Origin of the sequence: Sphingomonas sp. 66-10 (assembly GCF_001897045.1) — a bacterium.
Lineage (GTDB): Bacteria > Pseudomonadota > Alphaproteobacteria > Sphingomonadales > Sphingomonadaceae > Sphingomonas > Sphingomonas lycopersici.
The window spans coordinates 24,433-29,178 of record NZ_MKRR01000150.1 but is presented as its reverse complement, the minus strand read 5'-3'; the positions used below and the strand labels follow the sequence as shown (position 1 = coordinate 29,178).

Sequence of the window (4,746 nt, the reverse complement as noted above, 5' to 3'; positions counted from 1 at the left end):
GGCTCGCCGGGCGGGTGCAGGTGGTCACCGCGGCGCTCAAGCTCTTGCCCCTCGCCGGGGTGATCGCGCTCGCCGTCTGGCTGCTGCTGCGCGACGGCGGGCATGCGCTTGCCGCCAACCCGCCGGTCCCGCTCGGCGCTAGCGCGGTCGCCGGCGCGGCGGCGCTGACCTTCTGGGGGTTTCTCGGGGTCGAATCCGCCACCGTCCCCGCCGACAAGGTCGAGGATGCCGCGCGGGTCGTGCCTCTGGTGACGATCGTCGGGACCGCGTTGACTGGCGTCGTCTATGTCGCGGTCGCCGCGGCGATCGCGCTGATGATGCCGCGCGCCGAAATCGCCGCCTCGCCTGCGCCCGTCGCCGCTTTCCTCGGGCGCACCTTCGGCGAGGGGATCGGCGATGTCGTGGCACTGTTCGCCGCGATCAGCGCGTTCGGCGCGCTCAACGGCTTCATCCTGTTGCAGGGCGAGATGCCCTGGGCGATGGCGCGCGGTGGGGTGTTCCCGGCGTGGTTCGGTAAGGAAAGCGCGGCGGGCACCCCGGCGCGCGCGCACCTCGTGTCGGGGGTGCTGGTGACGGTGGTGACCTTGCTCAACTATACCGGCAAGACCGGCGATCTGTTCGCCGAGGTCGCCTCGATCAGCCTGGCGGCGGGGATGCTCGCCTATCTCGCCAGCGCGCTCGCCGCGCTCAAATTGCTGCGCGGCGATATTGCGGTGACGGTCGCGGCGGTGATCGCGGCGGGGTTCGTGGTGTGGATGACCTATGGCCTCGGGCTCAAGGCCGATCTGTGGGGGCTGGCGCTGCTCGCGCTCGGGCTGCCGGTCTATTGGTGGGTGCGGCGCGGATAGGGATCGGACGGCCCCAGCCGCCGCGCCGCCAATGCGAGCGCGCCGGCGATGACCGAGGCCAGCGCGATGCTGAACGCGCCGGTGCGCGGATAGAGCAACGCGCCGGCCACCGCCCCGGTGAGCAGCCCGACCCACAAGCGCAGATACGCCGCCCAGCCGTTGGCATCATCGCCCAGCAACGCGGCGGCGATGCGCTGGCCGAGCTTGACCAACGTACCGGTCATATAGGTTACGCCGACCGAAACCTCGCCGTCGCGCAGGAAGACATTGTTGGCCGCGCCCATCGCCGCGGCCATCGCCAACGCCGCCCAGCCGCCGGCGACGATGCGATCGAGCATCGCCGCCACTGCGAGCAGGATGGCCATCAGCGACAGCACCGCGGCCTTGCGCGCCGGCCCGGCCTTCGCCGCGACCAGCGCGCCGCCGATCACCCCGGCGAGGAAAGCCGCGATCAGCCCGGCGGCGACCAGCGCGACGGTCGAGCCGTCGGCCAGCCCGACCGCGAGCCGGGTGGTGTTACCGCTCATGAACGAGACGAACAGCCCGCCGAGCTTCACGAAACCGATCGCGTCGACATAGCCCGCCAGCGCCGCGAGCGCGGTGGCGAGCGATTGTCGGCCGCGATCGTAGCGCAGCATGTCAGATCGGCAGGAACCGCCCGACCAGCGAGCGATCGCGCAATATCTCGTGCGCGGCATTGTGTCCCGGCGCGCCGGTCACCCCGCCGCCCGGGTGGGTGCCCGATCCGCACATATAGAGCCCCTTCACCGGCGAGCGATAATCGCCGTGGCCGAGCACGGGGCGCGCCGCCCACAATTGATCGAGGCTCATATGGCCGTGGAAGATGTCGCCGCCGATCAGCCCGAACTTGCGCTCCAGATCGAGCGGCGAATGGATCTGCCGCGCGATCACGCTCGCCTTGAAATTGGGGGCGTGGTCGTTGACCGTGTCGATGATCAGGTCGGCGACCTCCTCGCGCACGTCGTCCCACGTCCGCCCGCCCGACAGCACCGGCGAGAATTGCTGGCAGAACAGGCTGGCGACATGCTGCCCCGGCGGGGCGAGGGTGTCGTCGACCGTGGTCGGGATCTTCATCTCGACGATTGGCTTCTTCGACCAGCCGAACTTCTTCGCATCGTCGAATGCCTCGTCCATATAATCCATCCCGGGAGCGATGATGATCCCGGCGGTGTGGTGCTCGGCCTTCTCCTTGCCGCGCAGCACGGAGAAATCGGGCAGTTCGGACAAAGCGACGTTCATCCGAAACGTCCCCGAGCCGACCTTGTAATTGTCCATCCGGCGCTGGAAATCGGCGGGCAGGTCGCTGCCGTCGACCATCCGGCGATAGAGCAGCGCCGGGCCGACATTGGCGGCGACGATCGGCGCGGCGATCTCCTCGCCGCTCTCCAGCCGCACCCCGACCGCCTTGCCGCCGCTGATCAGCACGCGATCGACCGGGGCTTCGAGCGTGATCTCGACCCCGGCGTCCTCGCACGCGCGCGCCATCGCCTGGGTGATCGCGCCCATCCCGCCGACCGAATGGCCCCAGGCGCCGAGCTTGCCGTTGACCTCGCCGAACACGTGGTGGAGCAGCACATAGGCCGAGCCGGGGGTCGAGACGCCGGCGAAATTGCCGACCACCGCGTCGAACGCAAAGGCCGATTTGACGTGGTCGTCCTCATACCAGCCGTCGAGGAAATCGCGCGCCGATTTGGTGAATACGTCGAGCAGATCGCGCTGCGCCTCGATCCCCATCTTGGCGAGCGGCCAGCCCTGCGACGCTCCCGACATCAGCGCTCGCAACCCCCCGCCGACATTGGGCGGCACCTTGAGCGCGAGATCGCGCAGCACCTGCGCGACCTTTTCGAGCGCGGCGTCATAATGCGGATAGGCCTCGGCATCGCGCTGGTTGAAGCGCGCGAATTCGGCCTGGGTGCGCGCCGCGCCGCCGCCGAGCTTGAGGTAATTGTCCGCGAACGGGAAGAAGTTGCTGATCGTCCGCTCGATGATGCGGAAGCCGCGCTCGTGCAGCTTCATGTCCGCGATCACCTTGGGGCGGAGCAGGCTGACGGTGTAGCTCGCGGTCGAATTGCGGAAGCCGGGGTGGAATTCCTCGGTCACCGCCGCGCCGCCGACCACGTCGCGCCGTTCGAGCACGCGGACCTTGAGCCCGGCGCGCGCGAGATAGAAAGCGCAGACGAGGCCGTTATGCCCGCCGCCGATGATGATCGCGTCGTATTTCTTCGTCATACCCCGTCCCCAGACCTTTACCTTGTATCCGTTCGCCCCGAACCTTCCACCCCGTCATTCCCGCGAAGGCGGGAATCCATATCCGCTGTCGTCGCGGCTCTATCGCATAGGCAAGAGTGAATGGATTCCCGCCTTCGCGGGAATGACGGGGGTGTCTTCAAACCCCGCGCGGCCGGCGCGACCAGCCGGGGGGCGGCGCGCGATGTTGCCGCGCCTCCGGGATGCGATCGCGGATCTTCGCCGCGAAGCTGCGCAGGCACACCTCGCTCGCGCCGATCGGCCCGACGGTATAGCTTTGCGAGGCCATACCCTGCTGCACCCGCTCGATCAGCCAAGTATCCTCGGCATTGACCACGCGGTTGATCCGCCAATTGGCGTAGCGCACCAATTTCATCTCGCGGCGATCGTCGGGCAGCGCGAACGCCATCTCGCGCAGCACGCAGGTCGTCGGCGAGGTCGGCAGCCATTGCATGAAATCGATCTGATCGGCGTAGATGTCGAACGCCATATTGGGCCAGAGCTTGTAATAGACCCATTGCCGCTGCTTCGCCTCGGGCAGGTGATCGACCCGCGGCAGATGCTTCTGGTAGAAGCGTTCCCACATATTGTCCGAGGGGCGATCGACCAGCCCGCCCGACATCTTGTCGACCCAGCCCGCCGCCTCGATCGCATAGCTCTTGCCGAACAGGCGCGAGAGCCCGTCATGCGCGACCGGGATGTGGAGATTGTCCGAATAATTGTCGCCGACATTCTTCCAGTTGACCGCGCGGTCGCGCAGCCGCACGTCGCTGATCGTGCGCATCTCCTCGAAGCGATAGGGCGCGATCTCGGCGTCATAGGGCGCCATCATCTCGGCGACCGAGGGGCCGCCGTCATCCTCCAGCCGGACGAAGACGAACCCGCGCCACATCGACACCTCGACCGGGACCAGCCCGTTGTCCTCCAGCCGCAGCGCGGGATAGTCGCGCTTCATCGGCACCCCCGAAAGCCGCCCGTCGAGCTCATAAGCCCAGGCGTGATACGGGCAGACGAGCTTCTTGGCGCATCCCGCATCGCCCTCAAGGATGCGCATCGCGCGGTGGCGGCAGACATTGTGGAAACCGCGGATCGCGCCATCCTCGCCGCGCAGCACGACGAGCTGCTCGCCGAGGTAGCCGATCGTCCGCCAGTCCCCTGCGCGGGCGAGATCGCTTTCGTGGCACACGATCTGCCACGACGGGCGGATCACCCGCGCCATCTCCACCTCGTAGAATTCGGGGTCGGTGTAGATCCAGCCCGGTAGCGAGAAATCGGCATCGGCGTCGATGATGGGCTGGGCGAGGGTGGCCATGTCGCACGACTCCGATCGGTTGCTTGTTGCACGATCGTATAGCAAGCAACCTGCGCGCACAATCCCCGTTCGTGACGCCGCATTTCGTGGTAGCGACCCGTCCCGTGAACAAACCCGCTTTCACCCGTACCGACGCCGAGGAGCGTCGCCGGCTGCTGATCGCCGCGGCGACGCGGGTGCTCGCGCGCGACGGGGCGAGCGGCGCCTCGGTGCGCGCGATCGCGCAGGAGGCGAAGGTGTCGCCGGGGCTGGTCACGCATCATTTCGGCGGGATCGATGCGCTGATCGCGGCGACCTATGCCGATGTCAGCGCGGCGG

The 4,746-nt window shown here is 67.9% G+C and carries 6 protein-coding genes (2 of these 6 cut by a window edge); 3 read left to right on the top strand and 3 right to left on the bottom strand.

The window, feature by feature from the left end; translation table 11 throughout:
* Together BGN95_RS22930 and BGN95_RS22925 are read left to right on the top strand one after the other, a co-directional pair.
* Positions 1 to 63 carry the final stretch of an amino acid permease gene (locus BGN95_RS22930; RefSeq protein WP_286774125.1) on the top strand. The gene continues 375 nt to the left of window position 1, outside the view, so only the last 63 of its 438 coding nucleotides appear in the window; the start codon falls outside the window, past its left edge; its stop codon occupies positions 61 to 63.
* Positions 21 to 848, top strand: coding sequence for an amino acid permease (locus tag BGN95_RS22925; protein WP_286774124.1), 828 nt, complete (start codon positions 21 to 23; stop codon positions 846 to 848). Before BGN95_RS22930 ends, BGN95_RS22925 begins: the two co-directional genes overlap by 43 nt.
* Here BGN95_RS22925 and BGN95_RS22920 read toward each other — a convergent pair.
* The 3 genes from BGN95_RS22920 to BGN95_RS22910 all read right to left on the bottom strand — a co-directional run bounded on the left by BGN95_RS22920 (position 824) and on the right by BGN95_RS22910 (position 4,428).
* On the bottom strand, positions 824 to 1,486 hold the full coding sequence (locus tag BGN95_RS22920) for a YoaK family protein (protein ID WP_286774123.1): 663 nt from the start codon (positions 1,484 to 1,486) through the stop codon (positions 824 to 826). The two genes, BGN95_RS22925 and BGN95_RS22920, sit on opposite strands and share 25 nt — an antisense overlap.
* Before the next feature lies 1 nt (position 1,487).
* Entirely contained in the window at positions 1,488 to 3,098 is a 1,611-nt protein-coding gene (locus BGN95_RS22915; protein ID WP_286774122.1) for a phytoene desaturase family protein, read from the bottom strand.
* A gap of 157 nt (positions 3,099 to 3,255) precedes the next feature.
* Positions 3,256 to 4,428: an aromatic ring-hydroxylating oxygenase subunit alpha gene (locus tag BGN95_RS22910; RefSeq protein WP_265270642.1), complete on the bottom strand. Its 1,173-nt coding sequence runs from the start codon at positions 4,426 to 4,428 to the stop codon at positions 3,256 to 3,258.
* A 71-nt stretch (positions 4,429 to 4,499) separates the two neighbouring features.
* On the opposite strand from BGN95_RS22910, the gene BGN95_RS22905 reads away from it, so the two are divergent.
* On the top strand, positions 4,500 to 4,746 hold the 5' portion of the coding sequence (locus BGN95_RS22905) for a TetR/AcrR family transcriptional regulator (protein ID WP_502688339.1). It continues 62 nt past the right edge of the window; the window shows 247 of its 309 coding nt (coding positions 1-247); the start codon lies at positions 4,500 to 4,502; its stop codon lies beyond the right edge, outside the window.

Excerpts from the sequence above, each read along its gene's own strand:
- BGN95_RS22910 (WP_265270642.1), bottom strand. The coding sequence starts at position 4,428 with ATGGCCACCCTCGCCCAGCCCATCATCGACGCCGATGCCGATTTCTCG.
- BGN95_RS22915 (WP_286774122.1), bottom strand. The coding sequence starts at position 3,098 with ATGACGAAGAAATACGACGCGATCATCATCGGCGGCGGGCATAACGGC.
- BGN95_RS22920 (WP_286774123.1), bottom strand. The coding sequence starts at position 1,486 with ATGCTGCGCTACGATCGCGGCCGACAATCGCTCGCCACCGCGCTCGCG.